The organism is Blastococcus sp. SYSU DS0828 (genome assembly GCF_054050975.1).
On the sequence record NZ_JBJHAK010000001.1, the window covers coordinates 1 to 16,105 of the forward strand.

At 74.2% G+C, this 16,105-nt stretch carries 19 protein-coding genes; 8 read left to right on the top strand and 11 right to left on the bottom strand.

What is annotated here, in order from left to right:
- Positions 1-116: 116 nt before the first annotated feature.
- Positions 117-479, bottom strand: a complete 363-nt coding sequence (locus ACI79Q_RS00005; protein WP_456613887.1) for a VOC family protein — start codon at positions 477-479, stop codon at positions 117-119.
- Between the two features lie 68 nt (positions 480-547).
- Positions 548-1,138: a hypothetical protein gene (locus ACI79Q_RS00010; RefSeq protein ID WP_456591298.1), complete on the bottom strand. Its 591-nt coding sequence runs from the start codon at positions 1,136-1,138 to the stop codon at positions 548-550.
- Positions 1,139-1,188: 50 nt separating this feature from the next.
- Between ACI79Q_RS00010 and ACI79Q_RS00015 the strand changes: the two genes are divergently transcribed.
- Positions 1,189-2,277: a DNA glycosylase AlkZ-like family protein gene (locus ACI79Q_RS00015; protein WP_456591297.1), complete on the top strand. Its 1,089-nt coding sequence runs from the start codon at positions 1,189-1,191 to the stop codon at positions 2,275-2,277.
- 2 nt (positions 2,278-2,279) lie between these two features.
- Here the strand turns inward: ACI79Q_RS00015 and ACI79Q_RS00020 are convergent, their stop codons facing one another.
- The 3 genes from ACI79Q_RS00020 to ACI79Q_RS00030 form a co-directional block, all read right to left on the bottom strand.
- Positions 2,280-2,957 (bottom strand): alpha/beta fold hydrolase, encoded by a 678-nt coding sequence (locus tag ACI79Q_RS00020; RefSeq protein WP_456600614.1) that lies wholly within the window; start codon positions 2,955-2,957, stop codon positions 2,280-2,282.
- Between the two features lie 102 nt (positions 2,958-3,059).
- Positions 3,060-3,362, bottom strand: a complete 303-nt coding sequence (locus ACI79Q_RS00025; protein WP_456591295.1) for a transcriptional regulator — start codon at positions 3,360-3,362, stop codon at positions 3,060-3,062.
- The gene (locus ACI79Q_RS00030; RefSeq protein WP_456595668.1) at positions 3,352-3,795 is read right to left on the bottom strand and encodes a hypothetical protein; all 444 of its coding nucleotides are present in this window, start codon (positions 3,793-3,795) and stop codon (positions 3,352-3,354) included. Before ACI79Q_RS00030 ends, ACI79Q_RS00025 begins: the two co-directional genes overlap by 11 nt.
- A gap of 166 nt (positions 3,796-3,961) precedes the next feature.
- On the opposite strand from ACI79Q_RS00030, the gene ACI79Q_RS00035 reads away from it, so the two are divergent.
- Complete coding sequence (locus tag ACI79Q_RS00035; RefSeq protein WP_456614017.1) at positions 3,962-4,219, top strand: type II toxin-antitoxin system Phd/YefM family antitoxin; 258 nt, start codon at positions 3,962-3,964, stop codon at positions 4,217-4,219.
- A 93-nt stretch (positions 4,220-4,312) separates the two neighbouring features.
- Here the strand turns inward: ACI79Q_RS00035 and ACI79Q_RS00040 are convergent, their stop codons facing one another.
- Positions 4,313-5,224 (bottom strand): hypothetical protein, encoded by a 912-nt coding sequence (locus tag ACI79Q_RS00040; RefSeq protein ID WP_456613888.1) that lies wholly within the window; start codon positions 5,222-5,224, stop codon positions 4,313-4,315.
- A 597-nt stretch (positions 5,225-5,821) separates the two neighbouring features.
- On the opposite strand from ACI79Q_RS00040, the gene ACI79Q_RS00045 reads away from it, so the two are divergent.
- Positions 5,822-6,049, top strand: a complete 228-nt coding sequence (locus ACI79Q_RS00045) for a hypothetical protein (protein ID WP_456587816.1) — start codon at positions 5,822-5,824, stop codon at positions 6,047-6,049.
- Positions 6,050-6,057: 8 nt separating this feature from the next.
- On the opposite strand, the gene ACI79Q_RS00050 is transcribed toward ACI79Q_RS00045, so the two are convergent.
- Positions 6,058-6,465, bottom strand: coding sequence for a hypothetical protein (locus ACI79Q_RS00050; protein ID WP_456587817.1), 408 nt, complete (start codon positions 6,463-6,465; stop codon positions 6,058-6,060).
- A gap of 161 nt (positions 6,466-6,626) precedes the next feature.
- Between ACI79Q_RS00050 and ACI79Q_RS00055 the strand changes: the two genes are divergently transcribed.
- The 5 genes from ACI79Q_RS00055 (at position 6,627) to ACI79Q_RS00075 (ending at position 10,963) form a co-directional block, all read left to right on the top strand.
- Positions 6,627-7,406, top strand: a complete 780-nt coding sequence (locus ACI79Q_RS00055) for a glycerophosphodiester phosphodiesterase (protein ID WP_456587818.1) — start codon at positions 6,627-6,629, stop codon at positions 7,404-7,406.
- Positions 7,388-8,284, top strand: a complete 897-nt coding sequence (locus tag ACI79Q_RS00060; protein WP_456587819.1) for a lysophospholipid acyltransferase family protein — start codon at positions 7,388-7,390, stop codon at positions 8,282-8,284. The genes ACI79Q_RS00055 and ACI79Q_RS00060 overlap by 19 nt, the downstream gene beginning before the upstream one ends.
- 52 nt (positions 8,285-8,336) lie before the next feature.
- On the top strand, positions 8,337-9,692 hold the full coding sequence (locus tag ACI79Q_RS00065) for an MFS transporter (protein ID WP_456587820.1): 1,356 nt from the start codon (positions 8,337-8,339) through the stop codon (positions 9,690-9,692).
- Positions 9,689-10,426, top strand: a complete 738-nt coding sequence (locus tag ACI79Q_RS00070; protein ID WP_456587821.1) for a thymidine kinase — start codon at positions 9,689-9,691, stop codon at positions 10,424-10,426. Before ACI79Q_RS00065 ends, ACI79Q_RS00070 begins: the two co-directional genes overlap by 4 nt.
- A gap of 192 nt (positions 10,427-10,618) precedes the next feature.
- Positions 10,619-10,963: an RNA polymerase-binding protein RbpA gene (locus ACI79Q_RS00075; RefSeq protein ID WP_456587822.1), complete on the top strand. Its 345-nt coding sequence runs from the start codon at positions 10,619-10,621 to the stop codon at positions 10,961-10,963.
- A 90-nt stretch (positions 10,964-11,053) separates the two neighbouring features.
- Here ACI79Q_RS00075 and ACI79Q_RS00080 read toward each other — a convergent pair whose 3' ends face one another.
- From ACI79Q_RS00080 to ACI79Q_RS00095, 4 genes are all read right to left on the bottom strand, one after another.
- Positions 11,054-11,560 (bottom strand): FxsA family protein, encoded by a 507-nt coding sequence (locus tag ACI79Q_RS00080; protein WP_456587823.1) that lies wholly within the window; start codon positions 11,558-11,560, stop codon positions 11,054-11,056.
- The gene (locus tag ACI79Q_RS00085; RefSeq protein WP_456587824.1) at positions 11,553-12,350 is read right to left on the bottom strand and encodes a polyprenol monophosphomannose synthase; all 798 of its coding nucleotides are present in this window, start codon (positions 12,348-12,350) and stop codon (positions 11,553-11,555) included. Before ACI79Q_RS00085 ends, ACI79Q_RS00080 begins: the two co-directional genes overlap by 8 nt.
- Entirely contained in the window at positions 12,347-13,996 is a 1,650-nt protein-coding gene (gene lnt / locus ACI79Q_RS00090) for an apolipoprotein N-acyltransferase (RefSeq protein WP_456613889.1), read from the bottom strand. The genes ACI79Q_RS00085 and lnt overlap by 4 nt, the downstream gene beginning before the upstream one ends.
- A 520-nt stretch (positions 13,997-14,516) precedes the next feature.
- A complete protein-coding gene (locus ACI79Q_RS00095; RefSeq protein ID WP_456613890.1) occupies positions 14,517-16,031 on the bottom strand; it encodes an amidohydrolase in 1,515 nt (504 codons plus the stop codon).
- Positions 16,032-16,105: the final 74 nt, after the last annotated feature.

Genomic DNA, 16,105 nt, shown 5'->3' on the forward strand with positions numbered 1-16,105 from the left:
CCTTTGGAGTGGTGTGGTGTCGACGGCCCCCCCCCCCCGCCCCCCCCCCCCCCCCCCCCCCCCCCCCCCCCCCCCCCCCCCCCCCCCCCCCCCCCCCCCCCCCCCCCCCCCCCGCCTCAGAGTTGTTGGGTCAGGTTGACGGCGTTGCCGTCCGGGTCGGTGACGTGCGCGACGCGCTGCCCCCACGGCATGTCGTTCGACCCGTGCGGCGCCGCGCCGCCGAGCTCCGCGACCCGGGGGAGGACGCGGTCGACGTCGGGGACCTCGATGCTCAGCAGCACCCGCCCGGGGGTGCCGGCCGCGACGCCGGAGTCGGCGGTGAGGCCCAGCTCCGAGCTCCCTACCCGCAGACCTAGGTAGTACAGCGGCCCCTCCTCCGGGAAACGGTCGGTCTCCTCCGCGTCGAGGAGACCGACGTAGAAGGACCGCAGCCGTTCGAGATCGGGCGTGACGACGATCGGGCGGACGGTGGGGGACATGCGGGCTCCCGGGGTGCGTGGTCGGCGGTGGTGCTGGGTGGACCGCCGCCGGCGCGAGAACTGAGCGGTCAGCCCTCCCGGATGAGCAGCCAGCGGGCGAACGCCGCGTCCGCGTGCAGCTCCGTCCGCCAACGCACCGACAGCCGGAAGGCTCCCGGCGGCACGACCAGCAGGGGGCTCGCGTCGGTGGCGGCGCCGGCGGCCAGCTCGCCGGAGTCCGGCGTCGGGCCGGGGGACTCGGGCAGCAGGAAGGCGCCGTCCTCGCCCGTGCCGTCCAGCGCCGCGCTGATGAAGGCGAGCCGGCCGCTTGGGACGGACACCACGTCGCCGACCTGGTCGTGGGCCTCGGGGAAGGCCAGCGCGGCGTCCAGGGCCTCCCGGTAGTCGCCCGCGGTCGCCTGGACGACGGCGATGCTGCCGTCGTCGGCGCGGAACACCTCCAGCCAGCCCTCGTCGCCGACCTCGGGGTCTGTCAGCACCAGCGCCGCGGTGCTCCCACCCAGCCGGATGCCGGTGAGCTGGTAGTCCAGCTGCGGCACCAGCGCCTCGTACCCCTGCTCGCTGAGGCCGCGCCAGTGCGGCAGCAGGTCGCTGTCGAGGGCGAGGAAGGGTTCGCCGTCGGTCCAGCAGCGGCCGACGTGGGTCCAGGTGCGCGGCATGGTCCGATCATCGTCCCCGTCCGCGGGCGGCCGCCGCTACGGTTCGGCAGATGTCGGCGCACAGGCTGGACCGGGACGAGGCGCGCGCGATCGCCGTGCGCGCCCAGCTGCTGGACGGCCACCGACCCGAGAGCCTGCTGGCGACGGTCCGGCACCTGACGCTGCTCCAGGTCGACCCCACAGCGGCGATCGCTCCCAGCGCCGACCTGGTCGCCTGGAGCCGGCTCGGGAGCAGCTACCTCCCGGCCCAGCTGACCCGGGCCCTCGAGGACCGCAGCCTCGTGGAGCACAACGCACTGGTCCGGCCGATGGAGGACATCGCGCTGCTGCTGGCGGGCATGGCCCGCTGGCCGAGCAGGGAGGCGCCGCGTGCGTGGCTCCAGGCCAACGAGTCGTTCCGGCGCGACGTCGTCGGGCGACTGCGCTCGTCCGGGCCGCTGCTCTCCCGGGACATCCCCGACACGAGCTCGGTGCCGTGGGCGTCCACGGGCTGGACCCACGACCGCAACGTCACCCAGATGCTCGAGTTCCTGATGATGCGCGGCGAGGTCGCGATCGCGGGGCGGCGCGGCCGGCAGCGCCTGTGGGACGTCGCCGAGCGGGTCTACCCGGCCGGTCTCACCGCTGTGCCGCTGGAGGAGGCCCGCCGCATCCGCGACGAGCGGCGGCTGCGCGCCCTGGGCCTCGCCCGGGAGAAGGGGGCGTCGGTACCGGGCGAGCCGGTCGACGTCCGCGACGCAGGGGAGTCCGCGACCATCGAGGGGGTGGCCGGGACGTGGCGGGTCGACCCCGCCGCGGTCGGGCAGCCGTTCGCGGGGCGGACCGCGCTGCTGTCACCGTTCGACCGCCTGGTGCACGACCGTCGGCGCGCGCTGGAGCTCTTCGGCTTCGAGTACCAGCTGGAGATGTACAAGCCGCGGGCCAAGCGCCGGTGGGGCTACTTCGCGCTCCCCGTCCTGCACCACGACCGGCTGGTCGGGAAGCTCGACGCCACCGCCGATCGCGCCGGTGGCCGGCTGGTGGTGCACGGCGTCCACGAGGACGTGCCGTTCACCGCGGCCGTGCGCAACGCGGTGCGGGCCGAGATCGGGGAGCTCGCGCGGTGGCTCGGCCTGGTGGTGGACGCGCCGACCCGGTGAGGTCAGCCGGCGCCGGCCAGCACGTCGGCGAGCGGGCCTGGCCGGCTCAACGCCACGCAGTGGCCGGCGTCGATCTCGACGGGGCGCACCCCGAGGCGCACGGCCGCCAGGCGACGCAGGAAGCCGGCCGGGAAGAGCCGGTCCTGCGTGCAGACGACGACGGTGGTCGGCACGTCCGGCCACGCCTCGAGCGGCCACGGCTGCGCGCACGCGGCGGTGGAGGGGTGCGCGCGCTCCCTGCTGATCGCCTCCTCGGCCAGCGACCGGGGCACGTCGTGGTAATAGGCGACGTACGGGTCGTCGCTGCCGGTGCGGCCCCCGTCGCGGGCCGCCTGGGCACGTGCCGCCTCGGCATAGCCGCTGCTGATCCACCACTCGTCGGGTGCCTCACCCGGTGCCGGGACCATCGCGGCCACCAGGACCAGCGCCCTGGCCCGGAGGCGGGCAGCCACCAGGGGAGCGGTGAACCCGCCGAACGAGTGACCCACCACCACGAGGTCGGGGGCGGCGCCGACCGCCTCGACGACCGCATCGGCGTAGTCGTCGAGCGTCAGGGAGTCGTCGCCGGCCGGGAGGTCCGGTGCGACCGCGTGGTGGCCGCGCCGGCGGAGGTCGGACTCGACCAGGTGCCAGTACCACCCGTCGTCACCGGCTCCGTGCACCAGTGCGAACGTGCTCACCCGGGCCTCCCATCGTCTGTCACCGGCGTGCTCAGGGAAGACCCGCGTGGTCCACCGAACTCATCGGCGATCCGGGCGCCGCGACGGGCGACGGGCGCCGGCTCAGCCGGGGTCGGAGGCGACGATCTCCTGCAGCGCACGGACGTGACCGCGGTAGGCGCGGCTGCCCTCGCTGGTCAGTGCCAGCCAGAGCCGGCTGCGGGCATCGCGGACAGCTTTTTCCTGTGTGACGTAACCAGCGTCGGCAAGCTGGCTCAGGTGCTTGCTGAGCGCCGACTTCGAGATGCCCAGCTTCTCCTGCAGCACGGTGAACTCGACCTTCTGGGCGGCGCTGAGCATCGCGCAGATGCGCAGCCGGTGCGGCGCGTGGATGACCTCGTCGAAGGCCGGGGCGTCAGCGCTCATGCCCGTACTCGCGGCCGTAGCGGTACCCGGTGACGAGGACGGCGCCGGCGACGACCGCGGCGCCCGGGAACCAGATCCACCAGGCGTCGGTGAAGGCCTCCACCAGCCAGCAGGCCACGAACGTGCCCAGGACGACGGCCAGGTACCCGACCATGTCGGCCGGCTGCACCGAGGCGCCGGACACCCCCTCCGGGTTGAACCAGTACCGGTGGGCGAGCAGGCCGCTGATGACCACGAGGGGGAGGACCGCGAAGGCGGCGGTCTTCGGGGGCAGCAGCTGGGCGAGGGCGACCCCGGCGACGACCGCCGCCATCACCACGAAGAACCAACGGGGGATCGGCGGATACCGCACCGCGTCCTGGTCGCGCGCCAGCTGGGCGAGCGTCTCGCGGGCTTCCTCGGGGGACGGTGATCGGCCGCTAGGAGTTTCCATATGGGAAACAGTAGGGCAAAGTTTCCTCGACGGCAACACTGGCCACCCTGGTGGCGAGGCGGATCTGTGCCCGCGCGGCGGGGGGGCCGTCGTTGATTGGGCCCTGACACTGGATCCGTGGCGAGAACCGTGCGCGTCCACGAGGCGACGACACACCTGTCGGCTGCTGGAAGCGGTCGGGGCAGGGGAGGACGTCGTCATCACGCGCGCCGGCAAACCGGTTGCCCGCCTGGTCGCGGCCGGCACCCGGGCGGTTCGGCGCGTACCGGGCTCGCTGCGGGGCCGGATGAGGATCGCGGACGACTTCGACGAGATGCCCGAGGGGGGCGCTCGCGGCATTCCGAGGCGTCGGCCCGTGACCTTGCCGGCGGAGCTCGGTCGGCGTTGGTGGTCCACGGAGCCGAGTGCGGCGACAGGATGGTGATGGTGGCATTGCCGCCGCCCATGTCCGGTGGGCGGTCCCCGTCATGCAGGGAGCGGCTCGCGCACCCTGACCTGGCCGTTGCCGGCGCTCAGGTCAGGTGAGTTGCTCGTGCCGGAACGTCTCGCCGTGGGGGTAGATGAGCTCGACCTCGAAGCAGTCTGCGGCGACATGCTCGAGGAAGCTGCGGGCGGTCCCGGTGGGTGCGGCCGGGAGGAGGACCGCGATGGACTCGACGGTGGTCCGGTCATCGAGGGCGGAGGTGTTCGCTGCGTACCGGTAGGCGGCTGCCTGAGCCCATGCGTGAGCGACGGTGACGACATCGGCGGCGGCTTTCGCCTCCACGACGCGCCGGACCGTTGGCTCGTACACGTCGGCTCGCAGTTCACCGATGGGGTGCTCTCGGAGGTAGCGGTGAGGGAGTGTCGCGACATACGCGGCGACGAGGTCCGCTTCGAGCTGCTGGCGGGCGGGTGAAGCCGGTGGTTGCACGGCGATGGCTTCAGCCCGTTGAGCGAAGCGGCCAGCCGTGTCGAAGCGTGACGGCAGGTCGGTCCGCTGCCAGAACACGCGGCTGCTCTTGAGTTCGTGACCTTTCAGCAGGGTGTGCATGGCCTCGTAGACGTCGCAGTGCCGGTAGCGGCCGTCGAGCTCCTCGAAGGTCTCCCAGATGGACCGGCTGCCGCCCGGGCGGTCGTTGCGGGTGCAGGGCCACTGCAGAGACAGGACGGCGGCGGCGACCTCATGGAGGGGTGCGGGTGCGGCGTCGCCGGGGCGGGGGTGGCGCATGCGCTCGGGGGCGTGGGCGAAGCACATCACACCGGTGCGTTCGAGGTCCAGGACGGCGCGGAGGACTGCCGGGGTGGCCTCGGCCGTGTAGCCGCGCGCCTTGAGGTGGTCGATGACCTCGCTCCACTGCAGCAGATCGTCTCCGAGGTGCTGCTCGATATAGCGGGTCGCGACGGCAGTGACGTGGTCGAGGTTCTGCGAGGCGGAGGCGGTGCTCATGACGGTGAACGCTACGACGGTCACGGGCTCGTCGGTGCTGGGACGCTGTACGGCGTCGCGCCCACCACCTGGCGGAGCTGGTCCTGCATCCGTTGCAACAGTCCCTCAGTTAGTTGACATAACGTCGATTATCGGCGCGATAGAACGGGGCGCGAGAAGGGGCTGACACCTGTCGGGAATCGCCCAGGTCGGCCGGCGTGATGACCGTCCACCGCAGGCGTCGCCGCCGCGGCTTTTGACGCCCGAGGCCGATGTCGGAGGCCGATGTCGGAGGCCGATGTCGGGACGCCGCTCGGGTGCCCGTTGCCGACGTCCCGCCTCACGACCCCGCGGCTGGGTCGGCAGCCGGCTGCCTGTGCGCACTTGCGGGCACCTCCGACCTCCGGCTCGTCCGACTCCCCCGAAATTGATCTTGGCTCGGGACGTGCGCCGCCCGTCGAGCGTTCGTGCGGCCCGTCCGCGACCCCCGGCATCCGGTCCTCCCCGGCCACCCTCCCCGTCCGCTGACACCAGCATCGTTACGTCACAGTGACGTATTCACTGTGGTGTCGGTCGTTCGACAGGCGGACCACCGTCGGGCTTCGTAGGGTCGGGCACATGAGAATCCGACGACCGTTCGCCGCACTGCTGACTTCGCTGGCGCTCTTCGGCGGAGCTGCGACGCTGACCGCGTGCGGGGATCCGGCCGGGCTGGATCGCAATGACGGCAGCACCGACGAGGTCGTGGAGACGGTCGACCCCGAGGACGCCGACCGGGAGAACCTGCCGGACGTCAGCAACCCGGAGACCGACCAGAACACCGACGACGACACGCAGGGCGACTGAGGTGCCGGTCAGCTGGAGCGTTCGGTGACCCAGAGCCGGTCCAGCCGGCCCGTCGAGTGGACGAGGTCGGCCAGGGAACGCTCCAGCTCGGCCTTGGTCGGCCGCTCCTGCAGCAGCGTCTGCACGTCTTCCAGGGCGCAGCGCAGCTGGAACAGCCGGTCCTGCAGCCCGTCCAGCTCCGCCCGTGACACCAGTACGACGTCGCCGGGCAATCCTGCCTTCGCGGTCGCCGAGCGCTGCTCGTAGGCGCGCTGGCGGCAGGCCTGGCCGCAGTACAGCCGCGGCCGCCCGACCGACCCCTGCTGCGGGAGAACCCGGCGGCACCAGCCGCACCGGCGTTCCTCACCGCTCCCCCGGCTGGGGAGTGGTGCGACGGGAAGGGATGCGGTGCTGCCGGACGCGTGCTGCTGTGCCACGCCTGCGCACGCTAGACGCCGCTGACGACAGTCCTGCATGACACGCCAGAACAGGCGTGGAAGGGCTGCCGACCTGTGGCCGGAGGCTGGTCGACCACGGCCTCCGACCGTGTCGACGGGGCCTCGCAGGTGCGCCGACCGGTGCCACTAGCGTGGACGACGTGCCTGCCGCGCGCTTCGCCTTCCTCGACGCGCCGACGCCGTTGGCCATGGCGCACCGCGGTGGAGCGATCGAGCACCTGGAGAACAGCATGCCGGCCTTCCAGGCCTGCGTGGACCTGGGCTACCGGTACCTCGAGACGGACGTGCAGGTGACGGCCGACGGCGTCCTCGTCGCCTTCCACGATCCCACGCTGGAGCGGGTCACCGACCGCAGCGGCCGCCTCGACGGCCTGACCTGGGCACAAGTTTCCGAGGCCCGCATCGGCGGCCGGGAGCCGATCGTGCGCCTCGAGGACCTGCTGGGCGCGTGGCCCGACGTCCGGTTCAACCTCGACATCAAGGCCGCCGGCGTGCTGGCCCCGCTCGTGCGCCTGGTGCGGCGCATGAAGGTGCTCGACCGCATCTGCCTGGGCTCGTTCTCCGACGCCCGCGTCGCCGCGGCCCGGCGGCTCTTCGGACCGATGCTCTGCACCTCGCTGGGGCCCCGGGGGGTCGCGGCGCTGCGGTTGTCCTCCTACTCCCCCCGCGCCGCCGGGCTGGTGCGCATCCCGGCCGGCTGCGCGCAGGTGCCCCTGCATCTCGGCGGCCGCGCCCTGGTGGACGAGCGCTTCCTCGCCGCCGCCCACGCGCGCGGTCTGCAGGTGCACGTGTGGATCGTCGACGACCCCGATGAGGCCGCGGCCCTGCTCGACCTCGGGGTCGACGGCATCATGACCGATCGGCCGGCGATGCTGCGCGAGGTGCTGGAGAAGCGCGGCCAGTGGGCGCCACCGTCGTGACGTGGCTCCGGGACTGGCGTCCGCGCACGCCCCCGCTGCCGGAGGACCTCGCGGCCCTCGTCCGGCCCGACGACCCCGAGTGGTTCGCCCGGGAGCTGGCCATCGCCGTCGCCCCGCCGTGGTGGTTCTGGCGGTTCGTGCTGCGTCGCTTCTCGTGGCTGGTGAGCGTCTTCGGCCGCGTGGAGGTCACCGGCGAGATCCCCGAGGAGCTGCGGCGGGGGCCCTTGCTGCTGGCCGCCAACCACATCGGCGACTTCGATCCCTTCGTCATCGCCGTCGCCCTGCACCGGCTGGGCGTCTCCCCCCGGATCATGGCCACCGGGGGCATCGTCTCCGCGCCGGTCGCCGGCCCGCTGCTGGAACGGACCGGCGCCATCCGGGTGGAGCGGGGCACCGAGCTGGCCCGCCACGCCGTCCGCGTCACCGAGGTGGCCCTGGTGCACGGAGGCCACGTCGTCGCCTATCCCGAAGGCCGGGTGGGCCTGGCGCCGGACCTCTGGCCCGAACGGGGCCGCACCGGAATGGCGCGGCTCGCACTGGGCCTGCGGGTGCCCGTGCTCCCGGTGAGCCAGTGGGGTGCGCACGAGGTGCTCCAGTACGGCAACGACCTCGGCAAGCTGCGCACCCTGCTGCGGGCCGTGCTGCGCCGTCCCGCGTTGCGGGTGCACGTCGGCCCGCCGGTCGTCTTCGACGACCTGGAGATGGGCCGCGTGGGAGACGCCAACCGGGCGCGCACCCGCATCGCCGCTGCGCTCACCCGGGGCCTGCGCCCACTGCGGTCCGACGAGCTCGACGGCCCCGCGTTCGTCGACCCGACACGGCCCACGACCGCCGTCGCCGCTTTTCCCGGCGGTGTCGTGCCGGAGGACATCCCGTGACCGGCGCGGGCCGGTGCTGGACCGGCCGCCACCTGCCTGGCACCCTGCCGCGGTGACCACCGCCGTCCCCGCCGCCGACCCGTCGGTGCCGTCGACCGATCCCGCCCTCCGGCGCGAGCGGTTCGGCTGGTACTCCTACGACTGGGCGATGTCGGTCTTCAACACCTCGGTGACGACCGTCTTCCTCGGCCCGTACCTGACCGCGATCGCGCGGGACGCCGCGGGCCCGGACGAGCGGCTCTCCTTCCTCGGGCTGTCGCTCGCGGCCGGCAGCTGGTTCTCCTACGTGCTGTCGGCGTCGGTCGTCCTGCAGGTGCTCGTGCTGCCCCTCGCCGGCGCCGTCGCCGACCGCACCGGCCGCAAGCGGGAGATGCTCACCGGGCTGGCGATCCTCGGGGCGCTCGCGACGACCGGCCTGTTCTTCGCCGGCGACGGCCGGTGGCTGCTGGGCGCGGGTCTGTTCGTCCTCGCCAACATCGCGTTCGGCGCGGCCACGGTCGTCTACTACTCGTGGCTGCCGGAGCTGGCCGGACCCGACGAGCGCGACGCCGTCTCCAGCAAGGGCTGGGCGTTCGGCTACGTCGGCGGGGCGCTGCTGCTGGCGGTCCACCTGGGCCTGGTCGTCGCGGCCGAGGACCTGGGGCTGACGACCGGTGAGGCCGTGCGTATCTGCCTGGCGACGGCGGGGCTGTGGTGGGGGGCCTTCACGCTGTTCTCGGTGTCCCGCCTGCGCAACCGCCCGGTCGCGCCCTCCGCAGGCCGGTCCAGCAGCAGCTTCCGCCAGCTGGCCACCACCTTCCGCGAGATGCGGGCCTTCCCGCTGACGCTGTGGTTCCTCGGTGCCTACCTGCTGTTCAACGACGGCGTGCAGACGGTCATCTCCCTGTCGGCCACCTACGCCACCGAGGAGCTGGACCTGGCGCAGGACGTGCTCACCGGCGCGATCCTGATGGTCCAGGTGGTGGCGATCTTCGGCGCGCTGGGCCTCGGCCGCCTGGCCGGTCGCTACGGCGCCAAGCGGGTCGTCCTGGGCGCCCTGGTGGCCTGGATCGGTGTGCTGTTCGCCGCGTTCTCCCTGCAGACCGGCGCGGTCGCCCAGTTCTACGCCCTCGCCGCCGTCATCGGGCTCGTGCAGGGCGGCACCCAGGCCCTCTCCCGCTCCTTGTTCAGCCAGCTCATCCCGGCGGGCAAGGAGGCGGAGTACTTCGGCTTCTACGAGATCAGCGACCGCGGCACCAGCTGGCTCGGGCCGCTCGCGTTCGGCCTCACCTACCAGCTGACCGGCTCCTACCGGCTGGCCATCGTCAGCCTGGTGATCTTCTTCGTGGCCGGGTTCGTCGCGCTGGCCGCGCTGCCGATGCGCCGCGCTGTCGTCGCCGCCGGCAACACGCCGCCGGAGAAGCTGTGACCGCGCCCGACGGCGAGCGGCCCGCTCCCCCGCCGCCGATGGTGCCCGCCTCCGGCGACCGGCGACGCCACCCCGCACCGGCCCATCTGCGGTTCTTCCACGGCCCCATGGACTGCGGGAAGTCCACGCTGGCGCTGCAGGTCGACCACAACCACAGCCGGCAGGGCCGGCACGGGTTGCTGGTCACCCAGGGCGACCGGTCCGCGGCTCCGCGGATCAGCTCCCGCGTCGGGCTCTGCCGGGCGGCGATGGAAGTGCACGCGGGCACCGACCTGCGGCTGCTCGTCCGCACGCGCTGGGCCGACGGCCACCGGGTCGACTACCTGATCGTCGACGAGGCGCAGTTCCTCCTCCCCGCCCAGGTGGACCAGCTGGCCGAGCTGGTCGACGAGTCGCACGTCGACGTCTACGCCTTCGGGCTCACCACCGACTTCCGCGCGCAGCTGTTCCCCGGCACCCGGCGCCTGCTGGAGCTGGCCGACGAGGTGCAGCGCATCCAGGTGGAGGTGCTCTGCTGGTGCGGTCTCCCGGGGCTGCTCAACGCCCGGGTCGTCGACGGCGTCATGGTCCGCTCCGGCGCGACCGTCGTCGTCGCCGACACCGCTCCCCCCGAGCTGCCCGGGGAGGGCGCCGGCGCCCCCGCCGTCCGGTACCAGGTGCTCTGCCGGCGGCACTACGTGCGCGGCGAGCTGGGCCCCACCGCCGCCGGGCCGGGCCAGCTCGCCCTGCCCTGAACGGCGGCTCCTCACCCCTGTGGGGGGCGCCCGCGCCCCGGATCCCACCCCATGCGATGATGAGCAGCCGATTCGGCGGAATCTCTCCGCCTTTTCGGTCGTTCATCTCTCTGACTCCCCGGTCGCCTGGGTACTGCCCTGGCCACCGGACGTCGAGTCCCGACCGACACGAGCACGAGAGGACGGTGTGCCATGGGTGAGCGTTCCCTGCGCGGCAGCCGACTGGGCAGCGTCAGCTATGAGACCGAGCGCAACACCGCGCCCATCGAGCGGCAGTACGCCGAGTACCGGTGCGCCTCGGGCCACCTGTTCACGGTGCCCTTCGCCGACGACGCGGAGCTCCCCGACACCTGGGAGTGCAAGTTCGACGGTTCCGCGGCGAAGCTGGTCGGTGGGACCGAGCCGGCGCCCAAGAAGGTGAAGCCCCCGCGGACGCACTGGGACATGCTCCTGGAGCGGCGCAGCGTGGAGGACCTCGAGGAGGTCCTCGCCGAGCGCCTCGAGGTGCTCCGGGGCCGGCGGACACGCGCCAGCTGACCCCAGCCCTACCGCAGTGACCGGACGGCCCCGGTGGAGAGATCCACCGGGGCCGTTCCGCGTCCGGGGCCGGGTGCCCCCGGGAGCGGGTCAGGCCTTCTGGTCGGGGTCCCGCAGGACCTCCCCCTCGATCACGAGCGGCTCCCCACGGCCGTAGGACTCGGTGGTGTCTACCGGGGCGGTACGGGTGCTCCCCACGCGCACCGGTCCACGCAGGTGCTCGGGCAGCCGGGCGAGCACCACCCGCCGGAGCGCGCCACGCACCAGCCCCCGGGTGCCCGGCAGCAGGCACAGCAGCCCGATCAGGTCACCGAGGAAGCCCGGCAGCACCATCAGCAGACCGCCGACGGCGACCAGCCCGGCGTCACCGAGCTCGCGGCCCGCGGCCTCGCGTGACCGCGCCCGCTGCCGCAGGTCGGCGAGGGCCCGCCGGCCCTGGCTGGCCAGCAGCACCCATCCGAGCGCACTGGTGACGAGGGTGGCGAGGATCGTCCACCCGAGGCCGATCCAGGCGGCGACCAGCACGAAGACCACCAGCTCCGCCAGCGCGGTCAGCCCCACCACCGTGCGCAGTCTCCGACGCACCACGTCAGCCACGTCGCCTCCCCTCTCCAGGTCGTGCCGTTCCCGCTCCCCCGCCGGTCACGGGTGGCCGCACGCGTCCGGGCAGCCAGTCGGCCAGCCGGTCCTGCACGCCCCACACGGTCACGCGCGCCCACGCCTCTCCAACGATCGAGCCGCTCATCTTGCTCCGGCCGAACGCACGTTCGGTGAAGGTGATCGGCACCTCGGTGACGCGGGCCCCTGATCGCAGGGCTCGCCAGGCCCAGTCGACCTGGAAGCAGTAGCCCTCGCTCGCCACCTCGTCGAACGGGAGCCGGTCGATCAGCTCGGCGCGGGCCGCCCGGAAGCCCCCGGTGGCGTCGCGCAGCGGCAGCCGCAGCGCCCACCGGGTGTACCGGTTCCCGAGGCGGGACAGCACCAGCCGGTGCAGCGGCCAGTCCTCGACCCGGCCACCGTCGACGTAGCGGGACCCCAGCACGAGGTCGGCGTCGGCCAGGGCGGCGAGCAGGGCGGGCAGCTGCTCGGGCGGGTGCGAGCCGTCGGCGTCCATCTCGACCAGGACGTCGTAACCGCGCTCCTGGGCCCAGCGGAACCCGGCGACGTAGGCACGTCCCAGGCCGGCCTTCGCGGCGCGGTGCAGGACGTGGACGCGGGGATCGGCCGCCGCCAGCGAGTCGGCGATCCGCCCGGTGCCGTCGGGCGAGCCGTCGTCGACGACCAGGGCGTGCGCCTCCGGGACGCTGGCGTGCAGCCTGCCGAGCACCCGCTCGAGGTTCTCCGCCTCGTTGTAGGTCGGGACGACCACCAGGACGCGCTCGCTCACGCCCGGCTCCCCGCACGCCGCCGGAGGGCGGCGCACAGCGCCGCGCCGAGCCCCAGGGCGGTGAGGAGCACCTCCGGCGCGGCACCGAGCCGCTGGGCGACCGTCCGGCCGTCCCGCTGGGCCACCTCGGCCACGAACACCGCGGGCTCGAACAGCTCGGAGGAGCGCACCACGGTGCCGTCCGGCGCCACGATCGCGGAGATGCCGCTGGTCGCGGCCACCGCGACGGTGCGGCCGAACTCGACCGCGCGCACCCGGCTCATCGCCAGCTGCTGGGCGCTCTCGTCGGTGTAGCCGAACGTGGCGTTGTTGGTCTGAACCACGAGCATGCCCGCACCACCGTCGACGACGTCGCGCACGAGGCCGTCGTACACCACCTCGAAGCAGATGAGGTCGCCGAGCCGCACGCCACCGATGTCGAGGACGCCCACCTCGTCCCCCGCGGCGAAGTCCCGGCGGACGAGGTCGACCTTGTCGCTGAAGAACCGGAAGAAGTCGCGGGCCGGGACGTACTCGGCGAACGGAACGGGATGCCGCTTGACGTACGTGTCGCCGGGACCGCCCTCGGGGGTCCAGACGATCGCGGTGTTGCTGATGTACTCCCCCGGGCCGTTCACGACCGCGCCGACCAGCACCGGCGCACCCACCGCATCGGCCGCGCGCTGGATCTGCGCCGCGGCGTCGGCGTTGCGGTAGGGATCGATGTCCGAGCTGTTCTCCGGCCAGAGGACGACGTCGGGAGGTGGCTGCCGGCCGGCGGCCACCTCCCCGGCCAGGCGCAGCGTCTGCTGGACGTGGTTGTCGAGCACCGCCCGCCGCTGGGCGTTGAAGTCCAGGCCGGCGCGCGGTACGTCGCCCTGGATCACCGCGACGGTGGCGGTGGGGCCGCCCGCGGTGAGGGAGCCCCCGGCCAGCGGCAGCCAGGCCAACCCGCCCACCAGCGGGATCGTCAGCGCGCCGGCCAGCGCGGCCGCCGCCCCGCGACGGTGCCGGGCCGTGATCCCTGCCGTGCTCCGTCCCTGCGCGAGGGCGAGGGCCGCCGCCGCCAGCAGGGTGCCGGTGAGCGCGACGGCGAAGCCGACCAGTGGGACACCGCCGTACGCGGCGAACGCCAGGAAGGGGCCCTCGGTCTGGGAGAGGCCCAGCCGGCCCCAGGGGAACCCCCCGAAGGGGAAGCGGCCGCGGCCCGCCTCGACGGCCACCCACAGGGCGGCGGCCCACAGCGGCCAGGCGGGGAGCCGGGACGTGAGCGCGGTCAGGCCCCCGAGCGCGGCGACGAACAGCGCCTGGCTGACCGCGAGGGCCAGCCACGGGACGGCCCCGACGTAGATGCCGGTCCAGGAGAGCAGGGGGACGAAGAAGGTGAGCCCGGTGACCAGCCCGAGCCAGAGACCGGCGCGGACGCTGCGCCCGTGGACGGCGACGGCGAGCGCGGCCGGGCCCAGCACCGCCAGGGCGGCGAGGTCGTATCCCGGGAACGCCAGGAACATCGCCAGCCCGCCGCAGGCAGCCAGGACGGTGCGCCAGGGGGCGCGCGACCAGCGGGAGGCCGGAGCTCCCGCCGGCGGCACGGGCCGCCCGGCAGCGTTGGGGCCGGCCGGGCGCGCGAGCGTCCAGGTTCCCGGCCCGCCATCGCCTGCGGGCACGCAGCGCCTCCCCGGTGCAGCCGCCCACCCGGGGCGGGACGTCCCCGCGCCCGTTCGGGCGGGGTCCGGGCCGCGGTGTCCGCGGCCCCGACCCAGCATCCCATCCCGGCGGAGTGGGCGAGCGCGTGTGCGCCGGGACCTTCCGTCCGAACCACCGGACCCCTGCTCCCGGGGGCGCCGGCGGTCGCCCTCCGCGATCGGCGCGCCTTCGGGCCGGACGGCCGGTCGCTGGCGGCGATCGGCGCGACCGTTGTCTGATGGCGCGGCTCCACGGGGGCTCCGCCGGGGTGCCCGCACACGCCGCGACCGGCGGCCCGCCGGCCCCCCGCGACCCGGGAGCGCACCCGAGATCGGGAGCGCCGGCCGGAGGGACTGACGCGCCTGCCGGGGAACGTGCGTGCGGTGCTCCCGGTCAGGAACTGCAGGGACTGTAAGAACTGCCCCGCGCCGAATCGAGACCCTGGCGAGCTGTGCGTCGCAGTGTGATCGAATCGTTACTGATCGTTGACAGCGACGGCGCTCACCCCGCGCCCGTCACCACCCGGCCGTCGACGAGCAGACCGGCGCAGCCGGGTCGGATCCGGTTGCCGAGGACGCCGGAGAGCCCCTGGTCGGTGGCCCACAGCGCGAGGTCCGCGGGCGCTCCCACGGCCAGCGGCCCGGCCGGGTGCTCGGCGCGGACGGCGAACCAGCCGCCGTGCGTGGCGGCGTCGAAGGCGTCGAAGGGACGCAACCCGGAATCCGGCGTCCGGTGGTCGACGGCCGCGTGCACCGCCCCCCAGGGGTCCAGCGGAGTCACCGGCGCATCGCTGCCGAGAGCCAGGGCGACCCCCGCGTCCGCGAGCTCGGCCAACGGATTGGTGGCCAGGGCCCGCTCGACGCCGAGCCGCTCGGCGTACATGCCCGCATCGCCTCCCCAGGTGGCGTCGAAGGCCGGCTGCACGCTGGCCACCATCTGCCAGTCCCGCATCCGGTCGATGGCCGCGGCGGAGGGCATCTCCAGGTGCTCGAGGCGGTGACGGCAGGCGCGGACGGCCGCGACGCCCAGCTCCGCGACGACGGCGCCGACGGCGTCCAGGACCTGCTCGACGGCGGCGTCCCCGATGACGTGGAAGCCGGCCTGGATCCCCGCCGCCGTGCAGGCGCGCACGTGCTCCACCAGCGCGGCGGACTCGAACCGCAGGGTGCCCGACGTCTCGGGTCGGTCACTGTAAGGAGCGCTCAGGGCGGCGGTGTGCGAGCCGAGGGCGCCGTCGCAGAACAGGTCTCCCCCGGCGCCGGCGAGACCGAGTTCCCGGACCAGCTCCAGGCCGCCGCGCTCGGACAGCTCGCCCCAGTACCCCACGACGCGCGGGCCGGGCACCTCGGCGGCCAGGGCCAGCAGCTCCCTCAGGTCGTCGGCGGAGGAGACCTCCGGCCCGGCCATCTCGTGCAGGCTGCCGATCCCCAGGGCGGCCGCCGCGGACCGGGCGGCGCGCTGTGCGGCGCGGCGCTGCGCGGTCCCCACCGCACCGTAGGCGGCCTGGCGGGCGGCGTGGTGGGCGTCCAGGCGCAGCCGTCCGTCCGGCGAGAACCCCGGGAGCCCGGTGATGCCCGGGACGAGGTCGAGCAGCGCGGTGGAGACCGTCGCCGAGTGGACGTCGACACGGGCCAGGTAGACCGGGCGCCCGGCGGCCACGGCGTCGACGTCGGCGCGCGTCGGGCCCCGTTGCTCGGGCCAGTCGGTCTCGTCCCAGCCGGTGCCCAGGACGATCCCGCCTGGCGCCGTCGCGACGTGGGCTCGGATGGACTCCATCGCATGGGCGAGGCTGGGGCTCGAGTGCAGGTCGAGACCGGTCAGCGCCAGACCGGTCGCCGTGGCGTGCACGTGCGCGTCGACGAAGGCAGGCGTCAGCAGCGCCCCCTCCCCCGCGACCGCGTGATCGGCACGCGGGGCCTCTGCGGCAGCACCGGTCCAGGCGATCCGGCCGTCGACGACGTGCACGGCGCGCCCGGGGCGGTCGCCGATCCGCACGTCGGTGAGCAGCAGGCTCATGTGGCGTCCACCTCTCGTCCCCGCGCTCGCGTCCGACCGCGAGGCGACGAGTAGGAGATCACGCCGACTCGGCC